The organism is Pantoea jilinensis (assembly GCF_019104105.1).
Classification (GTDB): Bacteria; Pseudomonadota; Gammaproteobacteria; order Enterobacterales; family Enterobacteriaceae; genus Pantoea; species Pantoea eucalypti.
The window spans coordinates 3,571,116-3,597,283 of record NZ_CP077746.1 but is presented as its reverse complement, the minus strand read 5'-3'; the positions used below and the strand labels follow the sequence as shown (position 1 = coordinate 3,597,283).

17 protein-coding genes are annotated in these 26,168 nt (G+C 58.0%); 8 read left to right on the top strand and 9 right to left on the bottom strand.

The window, feature by feature from the left end:
* The first annotated feature begins 10 nt into the window (after nt 1–10).
* The 8 genes from KTJ90_RS16930 to lplT all read left to right on the top strand — a co-directional run bounded on the left by KTJ90_RS16930 (nt 11) and on the right by lplT (nt 17,068).
* Nucleotides 11–2,284: a molybdopterin guanine dinucleotide-containing S/N-oxide reductase gene (locus KTJ90_RS16930; protein ID WP_499025538.1), complete on the top strand. Its 2,274-nt coding sequence runs from the start codon at nt 11–13 to the stop codon at nt 2,282–2,284.
* Between the two features lie 277 nt (nt 2,285–2,561).
* Entirely contained in the window at nt 2,562–4,301 is a 1,740-nt protein-coding gene (locus KTJ90_RS16925; protein WP_003851029.1) for a penicillin-binding transpeptidase domain-containing protein, read from the top strand.
* A gap of 426 nt (nt 4,302–4,727) precedes the next feature.
* Nucleotides 4,728–5,936, top strand: a complete 1,209-nt coding sequence (locus KTJ90_RS16920; RefSeq protein WP_008925436.1) for an MdtA/MuxA family multidrug efflux RND transporter periplasmic adaptor subunit — start codon at nt 4,728–4,730, stop codon at nt 5,934–5,936.
* Nucleotides 5,933–9,154 (top strand): efflux RND transporter permease subunit, encoded by a 3,222-nt coding sequence (locus tag KTJ90_RS16915; protein WP_140916146.1) that lies wholly within the window; start codon nt 5,933–5,935, stop codon nt 9,152–9,154. The genes KTJ90_RS16920 and KTJ90_RS16915 overlap by 4 nt, the downstream gene beginning before the upstream one ends.
* Complete coding sequence (locus KTJ90_RS16910; RefSeq protein WP_499025535.1) at nt 9,151–12,252, top strand: efflux RND transporter permease subunit; 3,102 nt, start codon at nt 9,151–9,153, stop codon at nt 12,250–12,252. Before KTJ90_RS16915 ends, KTJ90_RS16910 begins: the two co-directional genes overlap by 4 nt.
* Before the next feature lie 3 nt (nt 12,253–12,255).
* Nucleotides 12,256–13,641: an efflux transporter outer membrane subunit gene (locus KTJ90_RS16905; RefSeq protein ID WP_187961157.1), complete on the top strand. Its 1,386-nt coding sequence runs from the start codon at nt 12,256–12,258 to the stop codon at nt 13,639–13,641.
* Nucleotides 13,642–13,730: 89 nt separating this feature from the next.
* A complete protein-coding gene (aas, locus tag KTJ90_RS16900; RefSeq protein WP_003851019.1) occupies nt 13,731–15,881 on the top strand; it encodes a bifunctional acyl-ACP--phospholipid O-acyltransferase/long-chain-fatty-acid--ACP ligase in 2,151 nt (716 codons plus the stop codon).
* The gene (gene lplT, locus KTJ90_RS16895) at nt 15,878–17,068 is read left to right on the top strand and encodes a lysophospholipid transporter LplT (RefSeq protein WP_003851018.1); all 1,191 of its coding nucleotides are present in this window, start codon (nt 15,878–15,880) and stop codon (nt 17,066–17,068) included. The genes aas and lplT overlap by 4 nt, the downstream gene beginning before the upstream one ends.
* A gap of 49 nt (nt 17,069–17,117) precedes the next feature.
* Here the strand turns inward: lplT and ridA are convergent, their stop codons facing one another.
* The 9 genes from ridA to argF (KTJ90_RS16850) form a co-directional block, all read right to left on the bottom strand.
* Nucleotides 17,118–17,504, bottom strand: coding sequence for a 2-iminobutanoate/2-iminopropanoate deaminase (gene ridA / locus KTJ90_RS16890; RefSeq protein ID WP_003851016.1), 387 nt, complete (start codon nt 17,502–17,504; stop codon nt 17,118–17,120).
* A gap of 72 nt (nt 17,505–17,576) precedes the next feature.
* Nucleotides 17,577–18,041 (bottom strand): aspartate carbamoyltransferase regulatory subunit, encoded by a 465-nt coding sequence (pyrI, locus tag KTJ90_RS16885; protein ID WP_008925442.1) that lies wholly within the window; start codon nt 18,039–18,041, stop codon nt 17,577–17,579.
* 11 nt (nt 18,042–18,052) lie between these two features.
* Nucleotides 18,053–18,988, bottom strand: coding sequence for an aspartate carbamoyltransferase (pyrB, locus tag KTJ90_RS16880; RefSeq protein WP_008925443.1), 936 nt, complete (start codon nt 18,986–18,988; stop codon nt 18,053–18,055).
* Nucleotides 18,989–19,191: 203 nt separating this feature from the next.
* Nucleotides 19,192–19,725: an arginine repressor gene (locus tag KTJ90_RS16875; RefSeq protein WP_003851014.1), complete on the bottom strand. Its 534-nt coding sequence runs from the start codon at nt 19,723–19,725 to the stop codon at nt 19,192–19,194.
* A gap of 73 nt (nt 19,726–19,798) precedes the next feature.
* Nucleotides 19,799–21,205: a YfcC family protein gene (locus KTJ90_RS16870; RefSeq protein WP_008925446.1), complete on the bottom strand. Its 1,407-nt coding sequence runs from the start codon at nt 21,203–21,205 to the stop codon at nt 19,799–19,801.
* Between the two features lie 63 nt (nt 21,206–21,268).
* Nucleotides 21,269–22,273: an ornithine carbamoyltransferase gene (gene argF / locus KTJ90_RS16865; RefSeq protein WP_003851012.1), complete on the bottom strand. Its 1,005-nt coding sequence runs from the start codon at nt 22,271–22,273 to the stop codon at nt 21,269–21,271.
* Nucleotides 22,274–22,285: 12 nt separating this feature from the next.
* Nucleotides 22,286–23,209 carry a carbamate kinase gene (gene arcC / locus KTJ90_RS16860; protein WP_003851011.1) on the bottom strand — a complete coding sequence of 308 codons (924 nt, stop codon included), beginning with the start codon at nt 23,207–23,209 and terminating at the stop codon, nt 22,286–22,288.
* Between the two features lie 14 nt (nt 23,210–23,223).
* Nucleotides 23,224–24,444 carry an arginine deiminase gene (gene arcA / locus KTJ90_RS16855; RefSeq protein ID WP_499025530.1) on the bottom strand — a complete coding sequence of 407 codons (1,221 nt, stop codon included), beginning with the start codon at nt 24,442–24,444 and terminating at the stop codon, nt 23,224–23,226.
* A 628-nt stretch (nt 24,445–25,072) separates the two neighbouring features.
* Entirely contained in the window at nt 25,073–26,083 is a 1,011-nt protein-coding gene (gene argF, locus KTJ90_RS16850) for an ornithine carbamoyltransferase (protein ID WP_003851006.1), read from the bottom strand.
* Nucleotides 26,084–26,168 lie beyond the last annotated feature (85 nt).

Below are 26,168 nucleotides of genomic sequence, written 5' to 3'. Positions count from 1 at the left end.
AAAAACAACGATGAAAACCAAAGTGCCACATCTGGCTCACTGGGGCGCCTTTACCGCCGTCACTGAAAACGATCGCCTGATTGGCTGCGAACCCTTCTTCGCCGATGCCGATCCGTCACCGATGATCCACACCATTCCTGAACTGGTCTACTCCGACAAACGCATTCGCCAGCCGATGGTGCGTCGGTCGTGGCTAAAGTCACGCGAAAAGAGCGATCGCACGCTGCGTGGCCGGGAAGATTTTGTCGCCGTCGACTGGGAAACCGCGCTGGACCTGGTGGCGGAGGAGAATCGCCGCGTGCGCGAGCGTTACGGTGCCTCGGGCATTTTCAACGGCTCCTACGGCTGGTCATCGGCTGGACGCGTTAATCACGCCCGCACCCTGGTTCGTCGTTTCTACTTTCAGGGTGGCGGTGGCGTCGATCAGCAGGGCAACTACAGCTGGGGTGCCGCGCAGTTCTTCCTGCCCTATGTAATCGGCACGTATATGCCGCTGACCGGGCGTGTCACCGAATGGCCGCAGGTGGTGGAACACGCCGAAATTTTTGTCGCTTTTGGTGGGCTGGCGCTGAAAAACGCCCAGGTTGCCTCGGGTGGCGCAGGGCAGCACAGCCTGAAACCGGCGCTGATGCAGCTGGCGGCCAAAGGGACGCCGGTAATCAACATCAGCCCGATGCGCGATGACTGCCCGGAATTCGTTAACGCCGAGTGGATCCCGATTCGCCCCAATACCGACGTGGCGCTGATGCTGGCGCTGGGCTATGAAATCACCCAGCGCGGCGCGGTTGACGAAGCGTTTCTCGCCAGCCACTGCACCGGCTGGCCGCAGCTGCGAGCCTATCTGCTGGGTGAAACCGACGGCGTGGCGAAAACCGCTGGCTGGGCCAGTCGTATCACCGGCATTCCAGCGGATAGAATTGTGCAGCTGGCGCAGCAGCTGACCGGCAAGCGCAGCTTTATGACCTGCTCCTATTCCGTTCAGCGCGCCCATCGCGGCGAACAGCCTTACTGGATGATGATTGCGCTGTCGTCGATGCTCGGCCAGCCAGGCCTGCCGGGCGCAGGTTTCTCCTTTGGTCACGGTTCAATGAACAGCGTTGGCAACCCGCGTCAGGAGGGGCCAGCCCCGATGATGAGCACCGGCCCCAATCCGTCCGGGCTGTCGATTCCGGTGGCGCGCATCAGCGACATGCTGCTCAATCCCGGCCAGCCGTACCGCTTCCAGGGCGAAACGCTGCACTATCCTGACATTCACATGGTGCACTGGGCGGGCGGCAATCCGTTCCATCATCACCAGCAGCTGAACCGGCTGGTGGAGGGCTGGCAACGGCACGATACGGTGGTCGTGCAGGATATCGTCTGGACGCCTGCTGCGCAGATGGCGGATATCGTGCTGCCTGCCACCACCACGCTCGAGCGCAATGATATCGGTGGCTCCTCACGCGATCGCTTTGTGCTGGCGATGCATCAGGCGATCAAACCGCAGCACCAGGCGCGCAACGACTTCGATATTTTTGCGGACCTGGCCGAGCGCCTCGGCTATCGCGACACCTTCACCGAAGGGCGCAATGAGATGCAGTGGATCGCCCATCTTTATCAGCAGTGTGCGACCGCGCATCAGCGCAAAGGCATCGATTTCCCCGAATTTGATGCGTTCTGGCAGCGCGGCTTTGTGGAAATTCCGGAAGGCGGCAAGCCCTATCAGTTTATGGAGGCGTTCCGCGCCGATGCGCAGGCGAACCCGATTAAAACCGCCAGCGGCAAAATCGAGCTTTTCAGCCAGACCATTGCGGACTACCAGCTTGACGATTTTGCCGGTCATCCGGAGTGGCGTGAACCGCAGGAGTGGCTCGGCTCGCCGGTCAGCCACGACTATCCGCTGCACATGATCTCAATTCAGCCTTCGGACCGGTTACACAGCCAGCTGGATGCCACCGAAACGGTGCAGGGCAATAAAACTGCCGGACACGAAACGCTCTACATGCATCCACAGGATGCAGCAGCGCGCGGTCTGGTGGAGGGCGACGAGATTGAGGTGAGCAACGCACGCGGCGTGATGCTGGCGGGCGTGCGGATCACCGAGGGCGTGACGCAGGGCGTGGTCATTATCTCTACCGGTGCCTGGTTTGATCCTGGTTTTGGCAAGGCGTGGCAGCCGCACGATCGCGCGGGTAACCCCAATGTGCTGACGCTCGATATCGGAACCTCGTCGCTGACGCAGGGACCAAACGCCATGAGTTGCCTGGTGGAAATCAAAAAACATCAGGATTGCACAATAGCGTAAGGATCTCATGGCTGGTTACATTTTGCGGGTAACTGTTGCGTTTGAGAGATAGCAGCCGATTAATCCCTCTTGCTACATTCAGGGTCCCAGAGGTATTGATGGGTGAACATCAATAGATTTTCTTGATTACACCAACCTGCGCAGATGCGCAGGTTTTTTTTGCCCAAAATCTGCGGCCGATAACGAACTGATACACAGTTTTCCTGTTATACAGCCAGCGCTTTCTTTATAACTGCTGGCACCAGCCTCTTTCTCTTATTTTGCGCAGCGGAATGCCATGCCCCGGATTAAAAAACTACTGGGAAAAGACCAGATAAAAGCGCCATTTAACCCTTTTCGTTTTCGGCTGATCTGCCTGGGTGTCACGACCTGTCTGGTGGTGCTGCTGGCGCGCGTCGCGGACCTGCAGTTCCTGAATCAGCCGATGCTGGAGCACGAAGCCGATCAGCGATCGCTACGTACCGTCACGCTGCCGACCAGCCGCGGTACCCTGCTGGATCGTAACGGTGAAGCGCTGGCGCTTAGCGTGCCATCGCGCGATGTCATTGCCGATCCGCAGCGAGTGCTTGAGAGTAACCCCGATTTCACCAGCGCTAAATGGGCCTATCTTGCGGCGGCGCTTAACACCCGTCCTGAAGAGCTGGCGGCGCAGATCACTGCTAACCCGAAACGTCGCTTCCTCTATCTGGGCCGTAAAGTTGAACTGGGCATCGCGAAAGATATTAAAGAACTGAAGCTGAAAGGCATCAGCGAAGTCTACGACGACAGCCGTTTCTATCCGATGAGCGAGGCCTCTGCGCCGCTGCTCGGCATTGTGGGAGCGGATAACGTGGGTCTTAATGGCCTGGAAAAAGGCTTTGATAAAGTGTTGCAGGGCGAACCGGGCAAAGAGGTCTATCGTCAGGATGCGGCGGGCAATATCATCGCCATGATCAACTATCAGCCGCCGACTCAGCCGCCAACGGTGCAGCTCAGCATCGACAAATATGACCAGTACACGCTCTACAGCAAACTGCGTGACGGCGTGCTGATCAACAAGGCGGATTCAGGCGCCGCCGTGCTGGTGAAAATTGACACCGGCGAGATTCTGGCGATGGCCTCCTATCCGTCGTTCAACCCTAATAACTACGAAGGGGCGACCCCGGCGCAGATGCGTAACTCGGCCATCAATGACAGCTATGAGCCGGGATCGACTGTTAAGCCGTTAGTGGTCATGGAGGCGCTGGAGCGCCACCTGGTGCGCCCGGATTCCGTCATCGATACCACGCCTTATAGCGTGAACGGCCACCTGATCCGCGACGTCGGTCACTGGCCGCGCCTGACCATGACGGGCATTCTGCAGAAATCGAGTGATATTGGCGTATCACACCTCGCGCTGGCGATGCCTGCGGAAGCGCTGGTGAATACCTATCAGGCGTTTGGCCTGGGTAAACCCACCGGATTAGGGCTGACCGGCGAAAGCGTCGGCTACTTCCCGCTGCACCGTACCCGCTGGGCCGATATCGAGCGGGCCACTTTCTCCTTTGGCTACGGCCTGCGTGTCACGCCGCTGCAGATTGCCCGTGAATACGCCACGCTCGGCTCTTATGGCGTTTACCGTCCGCTGTCGATCACCCGCGTTACGCCACCGGTCATGGGGCGGCAGGTTGCCAACCCGGAAACGGTGAAAGAGGTGGTGCATATGCTGGAGAGTGACGTCCTGCCGGGCGGAACCGGGCTGAAAGCCGCGGTGCCGGGTTATCGTCTGGCGACCAAAACCGGTACGGCGGAAAAAATGGGCACCAGCGGCAAGTATGATGGCGGCTACGTCAACTACACCGCCGGTATTGCGCCAGCCAGCCATCCTGAAGTGGCGCTGGTGGTGATGATCAACCATCCAACGGCAGGCGATCACTTCGGTGGCTCGGTTGCCGCACCAGTGTTCGGTAATATTATGGGGCCGGTGCTGAAACACATGAACATTGCGCCAGATGCCATTTACACGAAACCGGCGACCAATACTTCGGATAAATCTTAGTGGAATCAGAGTGTAAGCGAGACGTGAAAGATATTCACACCTCGTTGCACTTCCCCGAATTCGGTTGCGTTTTCTCGCTGTCCCCGCGCGGTCAATCAGTGCGAGGATAGCAGTCCCAGAGGTATTGATGGGTGTGAAAACAACACCGCTTCGGCAGTGAGATCCCTGTTATTACACCAACCCACGCAGATGCGTGGGTTTTTTTTGCCTGCTCGCCGGACGCTCTCTTCCCCGCTGTATAACCGCCGTTAAATCATCATCGTTCTTAACGAAACCCTGACAGTTTGCCAATAGAAAGGCGCGTCGGCTTTCACCGATAATGGCCGCCGTGAACCCTGGCGTTTTTTTGCTCGCCTCAGCCGGTTCACACTGCCGCATTCCGCATGTTCCGGGATTTCTTTTTCTGCTTACCTGAAGAGTTTGACGATGACTCACCTTTCTCGCCCCGGGCGTACTTTTGGGCTCAAATGGCTGCTCCTGTTGCTGGTGGTTGCGATTGTCGCGGGCGTTATCTGGCGTCTGCTGACGGCGGGTCATGGGCCGGGTGAGGGGATGCCGCCGGGCAGGCATGGCGCGCATGGCATGATGGGCGGCGGGGCGACGCTGGTTCACAGCGGTATGGCCAGCACGGCGGATGTGCCGGTGTGGCTCAATGCGCTCGGCACGGTGATCCCCAACGCCAGCGTGACGGTGACCAGCCGCGTTGACGGCCAGCTGGAGCAGGTTTTCTTTACCGAAGGGCAGAAGGTCAGTGCCGGGCAGTTGCTGGCGCAGATCGATCCGCGCAGCTATCAGGCGACGCTGAACCAGTATCAGGGCGAACTCAGCGAAAATCAGGCGCTGCTGAACAGCGCCGAACTGACGCTGGCGCGCTACCGCAAACTGGCGGCACAGGATGCGCTGGCGCGTCAGGATCTGGACAGCCAGATTGCCACCGTCGGGCAGTATCGCGGTGCGGTCGCCGCCGATCAGGCGCAGATCGCCAGTGCGAAGCTGAGCATTGAATATGCCCGCATCACCGCCCCGATCAGCGGACGCGTCGGTTTGCGTCAGATCGATCCCGGCAACATGGTTCAGAGCGCCAGCAGCACGGGCCTGGTGACGATCACCCAGATGCAGCCCGCCGCCGTGACCTTTAGCGTGCCGCAAAGCGATATCCCGGCGCTGGTCAGCGTCCTGCATCAGGGCCAGAGCCTGCCCGCCACGCTGTTTGATCAGGACAACCAGCATCAGCTCGCCAGCGGCGAAGTAAAGTTCATCAGCAACCAGATCGACACCGCCACCGGCACCGTGGCGCTGAAGGCGGTGTTCGCCAACCAGGATGAGTCGCTGTTTGCTAACCAGTTTGTCAATCTGCGGCTGCAGCTCCGGGTGCTGAAAGGCGCGACGGTGATCCCGGCGCAGGCGCTGCAGCTCAGCAGCGACGGCAGCTTTGTCTTTGTGATCAATCAGGATCACACCGTCACGCGCAAAGCGGTCACCACCGGCCCCACGTTCGGCGACGATCAGCAGGCGATCCTCAGCGGCGTTTCGCCAGGCGATCGGCTGGTGACAGAAGGGATCGATCGCCTCACCAGCGGAAGCAAAGTCACGCTGGCCGATGAGACACCTGCTGCCGGTGCCGTGTCGAAATGAACCCGTCTCGCCTGTTTATCCTGCGTCCAGTCGCCACCATTCTGCTGATGGTCGGCGTGCTGATCTCCGGTATTTTTGCCTATAAATTTCTGTCGACCTCGGCGCTGCCTCAGGTCGACTATCCGACCATTCAGGTCACCACGCTCTATCCGGGCGCCAGCCCGGATGTCATGGCGTCGTCGGTCACGTCGCCGCTGGAGCGCCAGTTAGGGCAGATGGCCGGGCTGAGCCAGATGAGCTCCACCAGCGCCAGCGGCGCGTCGATCATTACCCTGAAGTTCAGCCTCGATCTCTCGCTGGATGTCGCCGAGCAGGAGGTGCAGGCAGCGATCAATGCGGCGAATAACCTGCTGCCCGACAATCTGCCCAATCCGCCGACCTATAAAAAGGTTAACCCGGCGGACAGTGCAGTGGTGACGCTGGCGGCGAGCTCCAGCACGCTGCCGCTGACCGAGGTGCAGGATCTGGTCAATACCCGGGTAGCACTAAAGCTGTCGCAGATCTCCGGTGTCGGGATGGTGACGCTGGCGGGCGGACATCAGCCCGCGATTCGGGTGCAGATGAATCCTCAGGCGCTGGCGGCGCATCATCTGACGCTGGAGGCGGTGAATACGCTGATTGGCAACAGCAACGTTAATGGCTCCAAAGGCGGCTTTGACGGGAAATATCATTCGGTCACCATCGATGCCAACGACCAGCTGCGCACCGCCGACGCGTACGGCAACCTGATTCTCACCTATGAAAATGGCGCGGCGCTGCGCCTGAAAGATATCGCCCATATTGAACAGGGCCCGGAGAACAGCTTCCAGTCAGCGTGGGCTAACAACCAGCCGGCGATTGTGATTAGCGTGCAGCGCCAGCCGGGCGCAAACGTAATTCAGGTGGTGGACAACATCAAGGCGCAGCTCCCCGCGCTGCAGGCGGCGCTGCCGGACGGGGTGAAGATGACGATTCTCTCCGACCGCACTCAGACCATCCGCGCCTCGATCAGTGATGTGCAGTTTGAGCTGATGCTGTCGATTGCGCTGGTGGTGATGGTGACCTTCCTGTTCCTGCGCAACGTGGCCGCTACGCTGATCCCCAGCGTGGCGGTGCCGCTGTCGCTGATCGGCACCTTTGGTGTGATGTATCTGGCAGGCTTCAGCCTGAATAACCTGTCGCTGATGGCGCTGACTATCGCCACCGGTTTTGTTATTGATGACGCCATCGTGGTGGTCGAGAACATTTCCCGGCGGCTGGAGCAGGGCGAGTCGCCGATGGAGGCTGCGCTGAAGGGCTCACAGCAGATTGGCTTCACCATCATCTCGCTCACCTTTTCACTGATTGCCGTACTGATCCCGCTGCTGTTTATGGGTGATGTGGTCGGGCGACTGTTTCGGGAGTTCGCGATCACGCTGGCGGTGGCGATTCTGGTGTCGATGCTGGTGTCGCTGACTCTGACGCCAATGCTGTGTGCGTATCTGCTGCGCCACATTCCGCCCGAACAGCAGTCAACTTTTTCCCGCAAGGGCGGCGAACTTTTCGATGCGCTGGTGCGCGGCTATGACCGGCTGCTGACCGTGGTACTTAACCATCAGAAACTGACGCTGCTGGTGGCGCTGGCGACCTTCGGGCTGACCGCGCTGCTCTATATGATGGTGCCGAAGGGCTTCTTTCCGACCCAGGATACCGGGCTGATTCAGGGCATTACTGTCGCCTCACAGGATGTCTCATTTAAAGCGATGGCCACGCGGCAGCAGGCATTGTCGGCTCTGATTCTGAAAAACCCGGCGGTGGAAAGCGTCTCATCGACGATTGGCATCGACGGCACCAACACCAGCCTCAACAGCGGACGGTTACAGATCAACCTTAAGCCATTTGGCTCGCGTGATGTGAAAGCGGATGAGGTGATTAAACAACTGCAACAGGCGACCGCCGATGTGCCAGGTATCCGGCTCTATCTGCAACCGGCGCAGGATCTCACCGTCAACGACCAGGTCTCGCCGAGTCAGTATCAGTTCACCCTGGACGACGCCGACAGTGAGAATCTGGTCAGCGGGTCGTCAAAAATGGTGGCAGCGTTGCAGCAGCGGCCCGAATTTAATGGCGTGGTAAGTAACCTGCAGGATCAGGGGCGCGTCTCATACGTTGAGCTGAACCGCGATAAAGCGGCGCGCTTTGGTATTACTGCGTCGGACGTGGACACCGCGCTCTATAACGCTTTTGGTCAGCGTCTGGTCTCGACTATTTTCACCCAGTCGAATCAGTATCGGGTGGTGCTGGAAGTCGCTCCGGCTTACCAGCAGGGTCCGGCGTCGTTTGATGATGTTTATCTGCAGCCCTCTTCCGGCAGCAGCTCGTCATCAACCACCAGCACGGCTTCATCCACGGCTTCGTCATCAACATCAACGTCTTCATCAACGTCGACGTCCAGCTCAGCTTCTGATAGCGACACGGCCAGCAGCGGCATGGTGAAACTTACCGCTATCGCCACTATTCATCAGCGCACCGGCTCGCTGATGCACATGCGGCTGAATCAGTTTCCGGCGGTGATGATCTCCTTCAACCTTAATCCGGGCTACTCGCTGGAGGATGGGCAGCGGGCGATCGCCGACGTGCGGCAGCAGTTGCACCTGCCAGAGAGCACCACGCTGCGTTACCAGGGCGAAACCTCGGCGTTCCAGAGTGCCACCGGCAACACGCTGTGGCTGATTCTGGCGGCGCTGATCACTATGTATGTGGTACTCGGCATCCTCTACGAGAGCTTTATCCATCCGGTCACCATTCTCTCAACGCTGCCGTCGGCGGCGGTGGGCGCGCTGCTGACGCTGTTGCTGGCAGGCACGGAGTTCAGCCTGATTGCGCTGATTGGGGTCATCCTGCTCATCGGCATCGTGAAAAAGAACGCCATCATGATGATCGACTTCGCGCTGGAGGCAGAACATAAGCAGCATCTCAGCCCGCGTGACGCGATTCATCAGGCCTGTCTGCTGCGCTTCCGCCCGATCCTGATGACGACCATGGCGGCGTTGCTCGGCGCGTTACCGCTGATGCTGGCTTCCGGCTCGGGCGCAGAGCTGCGGCAGCCGCTGGGGCTGGTGATTGTCGGCGGGCTGATTGTCAGTCAGGTGCTGACGCTCTTCTCCACGCCGGTGATCTACCTGCTGTTTGATGGGCTGGCGCAGCGCGGCAATGCCTGGGTGAAACGCCGTCAGCAGCAGGCGCGGAGTGGACAATGAATCTGACCCGGCTGTTTATCTTTCGTCCGGTGGCGACGCTGTTGCTGACGCTGGCGATACTGTTGCTCGGCGCGCTGGGCTACCGGCTGCTGCCGGTGGCACCGCTGCCGCAGGTCGATTTCCCGACCATCATGGTCAGCGCCAGCCTGGCGGGGGCCAGCCCGGAAACGATGGCCGCCACCGTCGCGACGCCGCTGGAGCGTTCGCTGGGGCAGATTGCCGGTATTAGTGAGATGACCTCCAGCAGTTCGCAGGGCTCCAGCACGGTCATCCTGCAGTTTGATCTGGACCGCGATATCAATGGCGCGGCACGCGACGTACAGGCGGCGATCAACGCGGCGCGCAGCCTGCTGCCGAGCGCGATGGCCTCGCTGCCCACTTATCGCAAAGCCAACCCGTCAGATGCGCCAATTGTCATGCTGGCGCTGACCTCCGCCACCCGCTCGCCCGGCGAGCTTTATGACCTGGCAGAGAGCAAAATCGAACAGGTGATGGGGCAGGTGCAGGGCGTCGGCGAAGTCTCGCTGATGGGCAGCGCTTTACCCGCGGTGCGCATCGATCTGCAGCCGCTGAAGCTGACGCATTACGGCATCTCGCTGGAGACGGTGCGCGCCGCTGTCGCCAACAGCACCACCAATCTGCCCAAAGGAATTTTGCAGAGCAGTGACCAGTCGTGGCTGGTGGACAGCAACGGACAGCTGGAAAAGGCCGCCAGCTACCGCGATCTGATCATCACCTGGCAGCAGGGCAAAGCGGTGCGGCTGCGCGACGTCGCCACGGTCTATGACTCGGTGGAAGATCGTTATCAGGCGGGATTCCTCAATGCCACGCCTGCGGTGATGATCGGCATTAAACGTCAGGCGGGCGCGAACATGCTCGAAACCATCGACGCGATCAAAGCGCAATTGCCGCTGCTGGAAAAGAGTCTGCCCGCTGACAGCCAGCTGAAAGTGGTGGTTGACCGTTCGCCCGGCGTGCGCGCCTCACTGTATGACACCGAAGAGACGCTGCTGATCGCGGTGCTGCTGGTGATTGCGGTGGTGTTTATTTTCCTGCGCAATCTGCAGGCGGTGATCATTCCGGCGCTGGCGCTGCCGGTGTCGCTGATCGGCACCTGCGCGGTGATGTACCTGCTGGGTTACAGCCTGGATAACCTGTCGCTGATGGCGCTGATCGTCTCCACTGGCTTCGTGGTGGATGATGCGATTGTGGTGCTGGAGAATATCACTCGCCATATTGAGCGTGGGCTGAGTCCGCTGCGGGCGGCGCTGCGCGGGGCGCAGGAGGTGAGCTTCACCGTGCTGTCGATGACCGTGTCGCTGATTGCGGTGTTTATCCCGATCCTGCTGATGGGCAGCATTGTTGGACGGCTGTTCCGCGAATTCGCCGTAACGCTCACCGTGTCGCTGCTGATCTCGCTGTTCGTCTCACTCAGCCTGACACCGATGCTCTGCGCACGCCTGCTAAAGCCCAAACCGCCCGTCAGCCAGCGACCACATCCGCTTTATCAGTTTATTGAAAATCAGCTGAACCGCCTGCTGGCTGCCTACGGACGCGGGCTGGCCTGGGTGATGCGCCATCAGAAGCTGACGCTGCTCAGCCTGCTGCTGACCGTGCTGCTGAACGTTTTTCTCTTTACCGTGGTGCAAAAGGGCTTTTTCCCCAATCAGGACACCGGGCTGCTGATGGGCGCGCTGCGTGCCGATCAGAACATCTCATTCCAGGCGATGAAGCCGAAAATGCTGATGTTTACAAAGATCATTCAGAAAGATCCGGCGGTCGAGAGTGTGATGTCGTCTATGGGCAGCGGGATGTTTGGCTCCCGCAACAGCGCCAACTTCTTTGTGCGGCTCAAGGATTTTAGCCAGCGCGATGCCACGGCTACTGAAGTGGCTAACCGACTGACGCGCAAAACCAGCCATATCGCCGGGGCGCAGATGTTCCTGATGGCGGCGCAGGATCTGCACATTGGCGGACGTAGCGCTAACGCGACGTATCAGTACAGCCTGCAGGCGGACGATCTTGCGCTGCTGCGGGTCTGGACGCCGAAAGTGCAGGCGGCGCTGGCAGCCATTCCCCAGCTTAACAGCGTAGATTCCGACTCGCAGACGGGCGGTCAGGAGGTGCAGCTGACGATTGACCGCGACCGCGCCACCCGACTGGGCGTCAACGTGAAAATGCTGGATACACTGCTGAATAATGCCTTCAGCCAGCGGCAGATCGCCACGCTCTATCACACTCTGAATCAGTATCACGTGGTGATGTCGCTGCAGGACAGCGACACCGCGAATCCGGCGACGCTACAGCAACTCTATGTGATTAACGACAGCGGTGATCGCGTGCCGCTCTCCGCCTTTGTCCGTTTCAGCGGTGGCAACGCGCCGCTGTCGGTAGCGCATCAGGGCCAGTCTGCCACCAGCACGGTGGCATTTAACCTCAATGATGGCGTTTCGCTGGAGCAGGCGCAGTTACTGATTAAACAGGCGATGGCGAAGCTGGGCCTGCCCTCGACCATTCATGCCGGTTTTGCCGGTACCGCCGCGGCCTTTTCACAGCTGACCGCCACCATGCCGTGGCTGATTCTGGCGGCGCTGGCGGCGGTCTACATCGCGCTCGGCGTGCTCTATGAGAGCTATATCCATCCGCTGACCATTCTCTCGACGCTGCCGTCAGCGGGCGTCGGAGCGATGCTGCTGCTGCTGCTGACCAACACGCAGCTCACGGTGATCGCGCTGATTGGCATCATCCTGTTGATCGGCATCGTGAAAAAGAACGCCATCATGATGATTGATTTCGCCATTGATGCGGAGCGGCGGTTGGGCATGTCGCCGCAGCAGGCGATCACCCAGGCGTGCCTGATGCGCTTCCGGCCAATCATGATGACCACACTGGCCGCCTTTTTTGGCGCCTTGCCGCTGGCGCTGGGCAGCGGCGGTGATGCCGACCTGCGCAGTCCGCTGGGGATAGCGATTGCAGGTGGGCTGGCGCTTAGCCAGCTGCTGACACTGTTCACCACGCCGGTTGTTTATCTTTGGCTCGATCGTCTGGGCCGTGCCACTCAACGTCAATGGCGTCGTTTGCGCCCTGCGGAATCCTGATCCATGAAACCTCTCATCCCGTTTGTTGTGATGCTGCTGTGCGGCTGTAGCGTGGGTCCTGACTATCAGCGCCCGTCTGTAGCGATGCCGGTTCACTATAAAGAGGCCCGAGGCTGGCAGCCGGCGACACCGCTGGATGCGCAAAGCAAAGGCGAGTGGTGGACGGTTTACCATGACGCCACGCTGAGCGGGCTGTTGAGCCAGGTCAGCGTGTCAAATCAGAACGTAGCAACCTATGCCGCGCAGTACCGGCAGGCGCAGGCTCTGGCGGCTGAGTCACGTGCAGCGCTGTTTCCCTCGCTGGACTATGACGGCAGCGTAACGCGCAGCGGCAGCCATGCCACCAACAGCAGCGTTCGCACCACCAGCAGCAGCCATCAGGCGGAATTGAGTGCCAGCTGGGAGCTGGATCTGTGGGGTAAACTGCGGCGCACGCTGGAGGAGAACCGCGCCAGTGCTTCGGCCAGCGCGGCAGAACTGGCCAACATCACGCTGAGTGCCCAGTCTGAGCTGGCGCAGGACTATTTCCAGCTGCGCATCATGGATCAGAAAATCGCGCTCTATCAGCAGAGCGTCGATGCTTATCAGCACTATCTGAACGTGATTATCAGCCAGTATCAGGCGGGCACCGCGTCGCGTGCCACGCTGGCCCAGGCGCAGCTGCAACGGGAGAGCGCCAGCGCCTCGGCGCAGGATTATCAGTGGCAGCGTGCGCAGATGGAGCACGCCATTGCGCTGCTGATTGGCAAAGCTCCGGCCGACTTCAGTCTGCCCGCTGCGCCACTGACGGCCACATTACCCGCGATTCCGGCAGCCCTGCCGGGCGAGCTGTTACAGCGCCGTCCCGATATCGCGTACGCCGAACGTAATATGGCCGCCGCCAATGCCGCCATCGGTGTGGCGGTAGCCGGTTACTATCCTGACCTGACTCTGAGCGCGAGTGGTGGTGTCAGCGCCTCCGTGCTGCATTCGCTCTTCTCGCTGCCGAACCGCGTCTGGTCACTGGGACCGGCGCTAAGCGGTACATTGCTCGACGCGGGTGCGACCTCGGCGAAGGTCGATCAGGCGCGGGCAAGCTGGGATGCCAGCGTGGCCACCTATCGTCAGACGGTGCTGACCGCGATGCAGGAGGTGGAAGATAAGCTGGTGGAGCTGAACACGCTGCAGGGCGAAATCGCCGCGCAGCAGCGCGCCACCGACGCGGCCCAGACTTCGGCGCGGGTGACGCGCCTGCAGTATGAGGCGGGCATGATTGACTACCTGGATGTGGCGACCACTGAGAACAGCAGCCTGAGCGCACAGCAGAGTTTGCTGACGCTTGCGACCACGCAGTGGGTGAGCAGCGTCGCGCTGATTGCCGCGCTGGGCGGTGGCTGGCAGGCTCCCTGAAGCCGCATCAGATTGCCGATAATTCGGTTGTCGAACCGCGTCAAATCCTGCATCGTGAGGGCTATTTTTCACGATGCTAAGGAGCTGGCATGGCTTTCACACTTTTACGCCTGATATTTCGCCTGTTATGGCGGGTCGAACTGCGGGGCGACGTCGCCGAACTGCATAAGCAGAAGGTATTGATCACACCGAACCATATGTCGTTTCTGGACGGCATGTTGCTGGCGCTATTTTTGCCTGTTAAACCGGTGTTTGCCGTCTACTCGACCATCAGCGAAAGCTGGTTTATGCGTCTGGTTAAACCCTTTATCGACTTTGTGCCGCTGGATCCCACCCGGCCCATGGCGCTGAAGCAGCTGGTTCGGCTGATTGATACGGGCCGTCCGGTGGTCATCTTCCCGGAAGGACGAATTACTGTTACCGGCTCGCTGATGAAAATCTACAGCGGGGCAGGCTTTGTCGCGGCGCGTTCCGGCGCTAACGTCGTGCCAATGCGCATTGAAGGCGCTGAATACACGCCGTTTGGTCGTCTGGCGGGCGTGTTTAAACGTCGCCTGTTCCCGCGCATCACTCTCACCGTTCTGCCCGCCACCCGCATTCCGATGCCAGAGGCGAAACGGGCGCGCGATCGCCGCGTGCTGGCCGGTGAGCATCTGCATCATGTGATGATGGAAGCGCGCATGGCAGTGCGTCCGCGTGAAACCCTGTTTGAGGCGTTTCTGGCGGCGCGGACGCGTTACGGCGCGTTTAAGCGCTGCATCGAAGATGTGAATTTCAAACCCGACAGCTATAACGGCCTGCTGAAGAAGTCGCTGGGCGTAGGCCGTATTCTGGAGCGTTACAGCCAGCCGCGTGAAGTGGTGGGGCTCCTGCTGCCTAATACCACCGTGACGGCGGCGGCGATTTTCGGTGCCACACTGCGCGGGCGCGTTCCGGCCATGCTCAACTATAGCGCGGGCGTTAACGGCATGCGTGCAGCACTGACCGCGGCGCAGATTAAAACCGTCTTCACGTCGCGGCAGTTCCTGGACAAAGGCAATCTGTGGCATCTGCCGCAGGGGCTGGACGATGTGCAGTGGATCTACCTGGAAGATCTGAAAGATACCGTCACGGGCAAAGACAAGCTGTGGATCCTTGCCCATCTGCTGATGCCGCATCGCGCCCAGTTACCTCAACAGCCGGAAGATGCCGCGATGGTGCTGTTTACCTCCGGCTCTGAAGGCAACCCTAAAGGCGTGGTGCATTCCCATAAAAGTCTGCTGGCGAACGTCGAGCAGATCCGCACCATCGCCGACTTCACGCCGCGCGACCGCTTTATGTCGGCGCTGCCGCTGTTCCATGCGTTTGGTCTGACCGTCGGGCTGTTTACGCCGCTGATGACCGGTGCTCAGGTCTTCCTCTATCCCAGCCCGCTGCACTATCGCATCGTGCCGGAGCTGGTTTATGACCGTAACTGCACCGTGCTGTTCGGCACCTCAACCTTCCTGGGTAACTACGCGCGCTTTGCCGCGCCCTATGATTTTGCCCGTCTGCGCTATGTCGTTGCGGGTGCGGAGAAGCTGCAGGAGAACACCCGTCAGCTCTATATCGAGAAGTATGGCATTCGCATTCTCGAAGGCTACGGCGTCACCGAGTGCGCGCCGGTTGTGGCGATTAATGTGCCGATGGCAGCGAAGACACACACTGTGGGACGCATTCTGCCGGGCATGGATTCACGCCTGATGTCAGTGCCGGGCATTGAGCAGGGCGGACGCCTGCAACTGCGTGGACCAAACGTGATGAAGGGCTATCTGCGGGTCGAAAATCCTGGCGTGCTGGAAGCCCCGGCCGCCGACGACGGCGAAGGTAATCTGGAAGCGGGCTGGTATGACACCGGTGATATCGTCAGCTTCGATGAAGGCGGTTTCTGCCAGATTCAGGGACGTGCCAAACGCTTTGCGAAGATTGCGGGTGAGATGGTGTCGCTGGAGATCGTCGAGCAGATCGCGCTGAAGGCGTCGCCGGAGAAACAACATGCGGCGTCGCTGCGTCCGGATGGACAGCGCGGCGAGGCACTGGTGCTGTTCACCACGGACGCTGAACTGGTGCGCGACAGGCTGCAGAAAGCAGCCCGCGAGCTGGGTGCGCCAGAGCTGGCACTGCCGCGTGATATCCGCGTCATGAAGCAGTTGCCGCAGCTGGGCAGTGGTAAACCCGATTACGTCACGCTGAAAAAAATGGCGGAAGAGGAGCAGGCATGAGCCTTGATCGTAATGCGCCGCTGATGTCGCGCGGCATGATTGCCGTGATTATCGCCCAGTTCTTTTCGGCGTTTGGCGATAACGCGCTACTGTTTGCCACGCTGGCGGTACTGAAAAGTCAGTTCTATCCCGACTGGAGCCAGCCGGTCTTACAGATGCTGTTTGTCGCGGCCTATATTCTGCTGGCGCCGTTTGTCGGTCAGGTGGCGGACAGCATGGCGAAAGGGCGGGTGATGATGCTCGCTAACAGCCTGAAGCTGCTGGGCGCGCTGGTGATCTGCTTCGGCTTCAATCCTTTCATTGGCTATACCCTGGTGGGCGCGGGCGCAGCGGCTTACTCGCCGGCCAAATATGGCATACTCGGTGAGATCACCCACGGCGAGAAGCTGGTGAAAGCCAACGGGCTGATGGAGGCTTCGACTATCGCCGCTATTCTGCTGGGTTCGGTGGCGGGCGGCATGCTGGCTGACTGGCATATTCTGGCGGCGCTGGGCATCTGTGCGCTGACCTACGGCATCGCTGTGGTCGCGAACCTGTTCATCCCGAAACTGCAGGCGGCACGGCCTGGTCAGAGCTGGCAGTTTGGCGTGATGGTACGCAGCTTTTTCAGTGCTGCCGCGCTGCTCTGGCGTGACGCAGAAACCCGCTTCTCGCTGCTCGGCACCAGTCTGTTCTGGGGCGCAGGCGTAACGCTGCGTTTCCTGCTGGTGCTCTGGGTGCCGGTGGCGCTGGGGATCAATGACAACACCACGCCAACCACGCTGAATGCCATGGTGGCAATCGGCATTGTGATTGGCGCAGCGGCGGCGGCGAAGCTGGTGACGCTGGAGACCGTGCGTCGCTGTATGCCGGCTGGTGTGCTGATTGGTGTCATGGTGGTGGTCTTTGCGCTGCAGCACTCTCTGCTGAATGCTTATTTAGTGCTGATGCTGATTGGTGCACTGGGCGGTTTCTTTGTGGTGCCGCTGAATGCGCTGTTACAGGCGCGGGGCAAAGAGAGTGTCGGTTCAGGCAACGCCATTGCGGTACAGAACCTGGGTGAGAACAGCGCCATGCTGATTATGCTGGGGCTCTATACGCTGGCGATTAAGGCGGGCGCGCCTGCGGTAGCGACGGGCGTCGGCTTTGGCGTGCTGTTTGCGCTTGCGATCGCCGTGTTGTGGCTGTGGCGACCTGCTAAGCGTTAAGTGATTCACCGCCGCTCTCCTGTATCCCCGGAGAGCGGCGGCTTACGCTTTAGCGACGAATCGCAATCGCTTCGATTTCGATTTTCACATCTTTTGGCAGACGCGCCACTTCGACACAGGAACGCGCCGGGAAGTGAGCTTCATGCTCGGTGAAAAACGCTTCATAGGTCGCGTTGACCGTGGCGAAATCATTCAGGTCCTTTACGAACACCGTGGTCTTCACGATGTCGCCAACCTTCAGACCCGCAGCTTCAACAATCGCCTTCACATTTTCCAGTGACTGACGCGCCTGTGCGGCAATGTCATCTGCCACCTGGCCGGTCGCCGGATCAACCGGAATCTGACCGGAGGTCATGATCATGCTGCCCAGATCGACACCCTGAACATAGGGACCGATAGCGGCAGGGGCTTTTTCAGTACTGATTTCACGAGACATCATGGCTCCTTTGATTACGTCGTCAGGCGGCGATGCCGCCAGTGTTGCCCATTATAAGGTCGGGCAGGGCGATTACCAGTGACCCAGCACCACATGGCGGGCGAACTCTTTCTCGCAATATTTGCACTTCAGATGCACATCGTCGGCGCGCTGCTTCACGGTAAAGCTGGAGAAGACCGGCTCACTTCGGCTGATACAGTTGCTGTTGGGGCAGGTCAGCACCCGTTCAACATGATCCGGTAGCGTCGGGGCGATCTTCGCCACTACTTCATAATCATCGATACGGTTAACCGTGGCATGGGGCGCATAGACCGCCAGCTGATTGACCTGATCGTCAGTGAGAAACGTATTTTCAATCTTAATCAGGTCTTTGCGGCCCATCTCACCCGACGGCAGATTCAGACCGATGGTAATGCGCTGATCGGTTTCGGTAAGCCGGAACAGGGAGAGCAGTTTAAAGCCAATCTGCGCCGGAATGTGGTCGATGACCGTGCCGCGTTTGATCGCTTCGACCTGCAATTTGTTGTCTTGCGTCATGGGAAATCTCCTTACAGGGCGAGTTCGCTGTTTAAAACCAGTGCCAGCAGAGCCTGGCGCGCATAGATGCCGTTACCCGCCTGCTGGAAATACCAGGCGTAAGGGGTTTTGTCGACATCGGTGGTGATCTCATCGATGCGCGGCAGCGGGTGCAGCACTTTCATGTTGTCACGTGCCGTCGTGAGATCGGTGGCGCGCAGAATAAACTGTGCTTTTACGTTGGCATATTCTGACGGATCGAGCCGCTCTTTCTGCACCCGCGTCATGTAAAGAATATCAAGCTGCGGCATCACTTCTTCAAAGCTGTCGTGACGTGACCAGGCGATATTCTTCTCATCCAGCATGTCAGTGATATAAGCCGGCATTGCCAGCGCATCGGGCGCGATAAAGAAGAAGCGATTGCCATCAAACTTCGCCAGCGCCTGCGTCAGAGAGTGCACCGTGCGGCCATATTTCAGGTCACCGACCATCGCCACATTCAGCTGACCAAGACGGCCCTGGGTCTCCTGAATGGTGAAGAGATCGAGCAGGGTCTGGGTCGGATGCTGGTTCGCGCCGTCACCGGCGTTGAGAATCGGAATGCCGCCAGAGAACTCCGTTGCCAGCCGCGCCGCGCCTTCCTGCGGATGACGCATCACAATCGCATCAACGTAGGTGCTGATCACGGAAATGGTATCGGCCAGGGTTTCGCCTTTCTTGCCCAGCGAGGTATTACTGCCGTCAGCAAAGCCTACCGCTGATGCGCCAAGGCGATGAATCGCGGTCTCAAACGACAGGCGGGTACGGGTCGAGGCTTCAAAGAAGCAACTGGCAATAACCTTGTGCTTCAGCAGTTCCGGCTGCGGATGGGCTTTCAGCCTGGCGGCGGTGTCCAGTGCCAGTTCCAGCTCTTCACGACTGAGGTCGTTGATTGAAATGATGTGCTTGCGATATAGCGGGTTAGGCATAGCTCTCTCCTCTGCGCGGCCGGATTGCGGACAAAAAAAAACCCCTCAATGAGGGGCTTTTTTTAAGATCGGTGACGCCAGGTAAGGAAAAACGACACTGCCCGCCTGCGGTGAGGCGCGTCTGGGCGACAATGTCAGCGGTGTTTAACAACATACTTCCTCCCGGCAAATCGCCGCAAAGTATACGCGGTTCCGCAGTGACTTCAAGACGTGATCCCGCTTCTTGTTGACATATCGGACCACGTTTCCTCATCTGCAGGGGGATTTAACAGTCTGAGGATCCGGCGATGCAACTGACGGGTTTGCTGCGTGTTACGTGGGGCAATCCAGATACTGTTGTTGGTGGCAACAATACCCAGTATCCCCGGCAGTTCGCCGTGTTCAATCACCCGGGCTATCGCACGGGCATATCCTGCAACCACATGAACTATAACAAAATTATCGTTAAAATCAGCGTCGATCACCATCGCGCAAAGCGGGCTGATTGCATCGGGTTTCGCCTGCGTTAACGGGTTTAAAGCGTAGATTCTCTCTCCTCTGGCATTGGCTATTTTAATCACGTCCAGCAAGGTTATCAGCTTTGAGATCGTTGACTGACTGATATCAGGCCAGCCACGCTGCTGGAAGGCCAGCCTGATCTCCTGCTGACTGTGAAAGCTGTGGTTGGCGATAAGCTGGCGGCAAAGTGCCAGTTGCTGCTGTTCTCTCTCTAATGTTGCCCTGGATTTTTTTACCATCGCATTATTTTACGCTGTGGTGGGTGGGGAATAAGGCCGTAGTGAATCAATAAAGTTTCTATTAATTATGAGGTTATAATGCTGCCCCGAGGCCAATTACCGCCATCAGCAGCACGAAGAGGATCAGCAGCAGCGGGGCGATCCATTTCACCCAGCGCACGTAGGGCACGCGAGCAATCGCCAGGCCGCCCATCACCACGGCGGAAGTGGGGGTGATCAGATTAACCAACCCGGAAGCTGACTGATAGGCCGTCACGACCAGATCCCGGTTGATACTGGCGAAATCGGCCAGCGGGGCGAGGATCGGCATGGTTAACACTGCCAACCCGGAAGAGGAAGGTACCAGAAATGATAAGATCACCTCGAGGAGGAACATCACGCTGATAAAAGCGACGGATGAGAGGCCGGTGACAATCTCTTCAGCAGCATGCAGAACGGTATGGGTAATCATCCCGTTATCCATGACCACCACGATGCCGCGGGCGATACCAATAATCAGTGCCACCCCCAACAGATCTCGCGCACCGTCGATAAAGGTGGTGGTCAGCTCTTTCTCGCTCATCCGGGCAATCAGTCCAATCATAATCGCAGCCACCAGAAACACGCCGGAGATTTGCGCCATCCACCACCCCTGCACGGAGACGCCATAAATCATGATGGCAAAGGCTAAAGCAAACAGCAGCAGGATCACTTTACGCACCGGCGTGAAGGCCAGCATGTTGCCGCTGGGTTGATTACGCAGGAAAAACGATCGGTGTTCTTCCTGCAGATCTGCCACAATCGACCTGGCTGGATCTTTACGGATACCGATCGCATAGCGCATCACCCAGGCGACGCAGATCAGCCAGCCGAGCAACAGAATGATCAGACGCAGCCCGATCCCGGCGGTAAATGGGATCCCCGCAGCATTGGAGGCTATTACGGTAGCAAAGGGATTGATCGTCGATCCCAGGGTGCCGATTCCGGCTCCCAGCATTACTACAGCAGCGGCAACCACCGAGTCGAAACGGGCGGTAAGCATCACCGGCACTAGCAGAGAATAGAAAGGTAGCGACTCTTCGGCCATGCCATAAATGGTGCCGCCTGCGGCAAACAGCGCCATCAGTATCGGGATCATCCACTCTTCTTTGCCCCGCAGGCGCTGCGTCACCCGCTCAATACCGGCATCAATTGCCCCGGTTTTGGTCACCACGCCAAGAAACCCGCCAATCACCAGAATAAATAGCGCGACATCAATCGCCCCGGCCTGGTCGGTCTTGTGATTATAAAAACCGTCGCCTGGGGCCAGTACTATTGCCACCAGCCCCTGTGGTTGCGGGGCCGTTGGCTGCCAGGTTCCGGCAATGGGCACCTCTTTATTCAGGGCCGGGTTCATCTCCATCCGGTATTGCCCGGCAGGAATAACCCAGGTCAGGCCAGCCACCAGGGCAATCAGCACCAGCAAAATGGTATAGGCCGAAGGAAAGCTGAATTTATGCATAACGTCTTATCCTTTGTCGTCAGCCAGCCGCCCCCGCACCAGGTACGGCGGCGGCTGAGGGAGTTAACTGCCCAGAGTCGCCACCATCACCGCTTTGATGGTGTGCATACGATTTTCCGCTTGGTCAAAAACAATCGAATGAGAGGATTCGAACACGTCATCGGTGACCTCCAGCCCCTTCAGCCCGTAAGCCATTTCGATTTCGCGACCTGTTTGTGTCTGCTCATTGTGGAAAGCAGGCAGGCAGTGCATAAATTTCACCTGCGGGCTTTGCGTGGCCTTCAGTACGGCAGCATTCACCTGATAAGGGGTCATCAGCGCCACTCGCTCGGCCCAGGCGTCCTTGCTCTCTCCCATTGAGACCCACACATCGGTGTAGAGGAAATCCACACCTGCCACGCCTTCTGCCACATCCTCAGTCAGTACGATCCTTGCGCCGCTCTCCTTCGCCAGCTCGCGACATTGCGCAACCAGCTCTTCCTCCGGCCAGAAGGACCGTGGGGCTACCAGGCGAATATCCATCCCCATCTTCGCAGCCCCCACCATCAGGGAATTTCCCATATTGTTGCGGGCGTCGCCGAGATAGGCAAAGGCGATTTGATGCAGCTGTTTGCCCGGCGCGTGTTCCAGCATGGTCATCAGATCGGCCAGGATTTGCGTGGGGTGAAATTCGTTGGTCAGGCCGTTCCAGACCGGCACGCCGGCAAAGGCGGCTAGCTCCTCGACGATTTGCTGCCCAAAGCCGCGGTACTCAATGCCGTCATACATCCTGCCCAGCACACGGGCGGTATCTTTCATCGACTCTTTATGGCCAATCTGCGAGCCGCTGGGGCCGAGATAGGTCACCTTAGCGCCCTGATCGAAGGCCGCCACCTCGAATGCGCAACGAGTACGGGTGGAAGTCTTCTCAAAAATCAGCGCGATATTTTTCCCAATCAGCTTCTGCTCCTCGTGGCCGCTGTATTTGGCTTTTTTAAGCGAGAAGGAAAGATCAATCAGGAACTGAATCTCTGTGCGGCTGAAATCAAGCAGCTTGAGAAAATGGCGGTTATGTAATGAAACAGGCATGATTTTTTCCTTTTATTTTGTTGAATGGGTGGCAATAAGGGTGCCTTTATGGCCCCGGAGAATCTCTGTGGCATCGGCGAGAGAGCCAATCCCGGCTATCCCTGCGCGTTGTGTCACAAACTCACAGGCGGCGGCGATTTTCGGACCCATCGATCCGGCATCAAACGGAATACCCAGCAAGTCGGCAGGCGTCACGTGATGCAATGCGCGGCAGTCAGCTTTTCCCCAGTTGAGGTACACGGCATCCGCATCGGTGAGGATCAGCAGAGCATCGGCGGAAAGTTGGGTCGCCAGCAGTGCGCTTGAGAGATCTTTATCAATAACGGCTTCGGCTCCGTGGCGCTGGCCTTGCTGGTTCCGGATCACCGGAATGCCGCCGCCGCCATTGCAGATCACCAGATGTCCCAACTCCGTCAGCGCGAGGATCGCTTCGTGCTCTACGATGTGAACTGGCAGGGGAGAAGGCACCACCCGGCGGACGTACTCGCCATCGGCTTTCATCGTCCAGCCCTGTTCTTTCGCCAGTTGCCTGGCCTGCTGAGGGGAATAAACCGGGCCGATATATTTGGTTGGGTTGAGGAAGGCGGGATCGCTGACAGCGATTTCGACCTGGGTAAGCAGCATACTGATTTGGACATCCGGCAGATGGTTTTGCAGCGCCTGCTGCAGCAGATAGCCGATCATTCCCTGGGTCTCGGCCACAAGAATATCCAGTGGATAGGGGGCTGCCGCATCGCAGGCACTGTTCTGCAGAGCCAGTAAGCCCACCTGTGGCCCGTTGCCGTGTACCAGAATCACCCGCCATTCAGCGGTGAGGGCGGCAATGGCTTCTGCCGCCTGTTCGATATTTCTGCGCTGAACATCGGCTTCCAACGGCTCGCCCCGCTTTAGCAGGGCATTGCCGCCCAGCGCGACTACCAGTAAAGGTTTTTTCATTGCTCTCTCCCTGTTCAAAGGTCGTCACGTTCCAGCGGACAACTCATACAGCGTGCGCCGCCGCGACCTCTGCCCAGCTCGTTGCCGGGAATCGGCAGCACCGTGATGCCTGCTTTGTCATATTTTTCATTGGTATAGGTATTACGCTCGTAGCCAATTACCACGCCAGGACGCACAGTCAGCACGTTGTTGGCATCGTTCCACTGCTCGCGTTCGGCTTCAAAGCGGTCGCCTCCGGTGGTGATCAGGCACAGCTGGTCGAGATGGAGTGCCTGCTCAATAGCCTGCATAAAACTGCTCTCTCCTTTGCGGTTCAGGCCACCGCGTCCGTTGCTGGTCAGGGTCCAGCAGCGGGTTTGCTGATCGATGACCTCCGGGTAGACGGAGAAAATACTATGGTCGAGCTGGGTCATCACGGTATCGAGATGCATACAGGCGCGGTGTTTTGGCAGCTCGATGGCAATCACCCTGCTGGCCTGTTTATGCTGAAAGAGCGAACAGGCGAGGAACTCGATGCCGCAGGAGGTAGTGCGTTCCGACATGCCAATCATTACCGTGCCATTGCCCAGAACCAGCACGTCGCCGCCTTCCAGTGTGGCATGCTCATAATTGGTGGTTTCATCGCCGAAATATTTAATAAAGTCGCCGTGGGAAAATGCGGGGTGCCAGCGATAAATCGCCCGCAGGTTATTGGTTTCCCGCTGGCGGGCGGTTTTCGCCATCGGATTGATTGAGACGCCGTTGTAGATCCAGCAAGAGGTGTCGCGGGTAAAAAGATGGTTGGGGAGAGGCACCATGATGAAATCATCCGGCGAATGCAGATCGATGGCCATATTGCTGAAAGCCGCTGGAATTTCACCGTAGGTCAGGCCGCCAGAGAGGTAGCGCGCTAGCTGGCGATGGTCGACATCTGCCAACCAGCCGCGGATATCGGCAGCGAAAGAGGGGCCGAGGTTATAATCTGAAACCTGATTATCCAGCAGCCAGGCTTTCGCCTGGGGAATGCCGAGCGTTTCAGCCAGCAGATCGGTAAAAAGCAGTACTTCAACACCCTGCTGACGCAGTGTTTTAGAGAACACGTCGTGTTCTTCTCCGGCTTTCTCTACCGAAAGCACGTCGTCAAACAGCAGCGACTGACAGTTGGAAGGTGTTAATCTTTTCAGGCTTAAATTGGGGCGGTGCAGCATCACGGATCGCAGCTGCCCAATCTCAGATCCGACATAATGTCTGTTCATCTTCAGTTCCCTACGTTTTAAGCAATAGTGGGCCCGGGTGAATATTTCTTTTCACCTTGTTTGACCCGCTTAGCGATTAAGTTTCGGGGGGATAATAAGCGTTGATGAAATGCTGAACGTGATTTTTATCACGTTACAAACAGTAGGGTGAAGGAATCTCAATGAAGTTGATAAACGTCATCAATAACAGATTTAAGTTTTATGCGTGAGTGAATATTTAAGGGTTATTGATGACTTATTTTAAGGTGCATTCCCTTTTTAGAGCCGTTTTTGCCTTTTTTATTTATCTTATGCATATGAATTTAATAGGATTTATTCTTGATTTGAATTTTTATATTTTATGACTGAGTAAATATTTTTAATTAAATGATGAAAGTACAATAGATATTCAATCGCGTTATGGGTAAACAGAAATCTATTCCTGTGACCCTCTCGTGGTTTTAATTTTTTTAAGTCGTGGTTCAAAGAGTTAAAAATAAAACCGAAGCGGGTAAGTCGGGAATATGTTCAGGTGATGAATAATTATTTTGAAATGAATTCAGCAGAAGTGGGGGGGCGGAGATAATTATATCGGATCAGAAACTGGGAGGTTACTGTGGGCCAGCCAGGCTGACCCACAGTTCTGCCGTTAATGTTGGTCCGAGAGCGTGGCCACCATCACCGCTTTAATGGTGTGCATCCGGTTCTCGGCCTGGTCGAACACAATGCTGTGCGGCGACTCAAACACCTCGTTGCTCACTTCCATGCCGTTGGGCAGATCGTACTGCTCTGCCATCTGCTGACCCAGCGTGGTCTGATCATCGTGGAAAGCGGGCAGGCAGTGCAGGAATTTAACCTGCGGATTGCCGGTCAGATCGAGCATCGCGCGGTTAACCTGATAGTCACGCAGCAGGGCGATACGCTCGGCCCAGACTTCTTTGGCTTCGCCCATCGACACCCAGACGTCGGTGTAGATAAAGTCAGCGCCTTTCACACCGTCGGCAATATGTTCGGTAAGGGTGATTTTACCCCCGGTCTGCTGCGCGGCGTGACGGCACTGCGCCACCAGTTCGTCCTCTGGCCAGCAGCTTTTCGGTGCCACCAGACGCAGATCCAGACCCACCTGTGCCGCCGCTTCCAGCATAGTGTTACCCATGTTGTTGCGCGCATCGCCCACATAAACCAGCGTCATCTCACTGAGCTTTTTGCCCGGCAGGTGCTCCTGCATGGTCAGCAGGTCAGCCAGCAACTGGGTCGGGTGAAACTCGGTAGTCAGACCGTTCCACACCGGCACGCCCGCATGTTCCGCCAGCGTCTCCACCAGCGCCTGACCGTAGCCGCGATACTGAATACCATCGTACATGCGTCCCAGCACCCTTGCAGTGTCGCGCATCGACTCTTTATGGCCGATCTGACTGCCGCTCGGGCCCAGATAAGTGACGTTTGCACCCTGATCGTAAGCGGCAACTTCGAAAGAGCATCGTGTACGGGTCGAGTCTTTTTCGAAGATGAGCGCGATGTTTTTACCTTTCAGATACTGCACTTCGCTGGCGCTTTTTTTCGCCTGTTTTAATTCAGCGGAAAGGGACAGCAGATGATCAATTTCGGCGGGGGTAAAATCCAGAAGTCTGAGGAAATGGCGCTGATACAGCTGACTCATACAACACTCCGGTAAGCATTAAAATGAATTAAAATTCAATTTAACCGTATGAATATTCATTTTCAAGTGTGAGCTGAATAAACTT